Below are 863 nucleotides of genomic sequence, written 5' to 3'. Positions count from 1 at the left end.
ACTAGGCACCGGAGGGTACGAGACTAGGGGCCGGAGGGTACGAGACTAGGGGCCGGAGGGTACGAGACTAGGGGCCGGAGGGTACGAGACTAGGGGCCGGAGGGTTGGAATTCCGTAAAGACTAGCATTTGACAACTAGATCAAATGCTTTTAGCCTAGTCTTATGCGTGAACTCACCGTCCCCTCCAGCGCCGTAGCGCTTCGTTCCGATCAGCCGCTTACCCCGGCCATGGTGTCCACCGTCTGGGAGATCGCCAGCGCACTGGATGAACAGCGCGTCCCGGTCACTGTGCCCAATGCGGTCTGGGTCGAAGTGCCCAGTGCTCGCCTTCGAGGCGAAGGCGGACGCTCGGATAACGTCTGGCTCCGCGAGTGCCTGGACCGGCTTATGGGCGTCAAACTGTCCGGAGAGTACCGGGGTGATCCGTGGGGTGCCGTCGTCCTGGCTGAATGGCACATCACGGAAGGCGGCAGTCTGGTCCGCCTGCTGATCCCGCCCGCGGGCATCCACGCGCTGCGGTCTCCGGCCAATTTCACGAAGATTGAAGCCCACGCGGCCCACCGCCTTACCGGCCACGGACGGCAGCTCTACGCGATCCTGAGCGACAAGAAGCGGCTCGGCCGTCCCTACTGGACCTTCACGCTGGATGAGCTGCGGGCGCTCATGGGTGTGAACGACAAAACGTCTTACGTGCGCTGGAACAACCTGCGCCAATGGGTCCTTGATCCGGCCCTTGAAGCCATCAACGATTACGGGACGGTGAGCGTCACCATGACGCCGGAGAAGCGTGGCCGGTCGGTCCATGCTGTTCGGTTCGACTGGCGCTGGAAGGACCCGCACGACGCGGCGGAAACTCTGACAG

Annotated in this window: 1 protein-coding gene; it reads left to right on the top strand. The window is 63.2% G+C overall.

The window, feature by feature from the left end; translation table 11 throughout:
* Positions 1–163 precede the first annotated feature (163 nt).
* A partial coding sequence (locus ACVNHC_RS24220) for a hypothetical protein (protein WP_457169863.1) occupies positions 164–863 on the top strand: 700 nt, incomplete at its 3' end.

It is taken from the genome of Pannonibacter sp. Q-1, assembly GCF_054073275.1.
The sequence above is the reverse complement of the archived record's forward strand: the minus strand, read 5'-3'. Positions and strand labels throughout refer to the sequence as shown.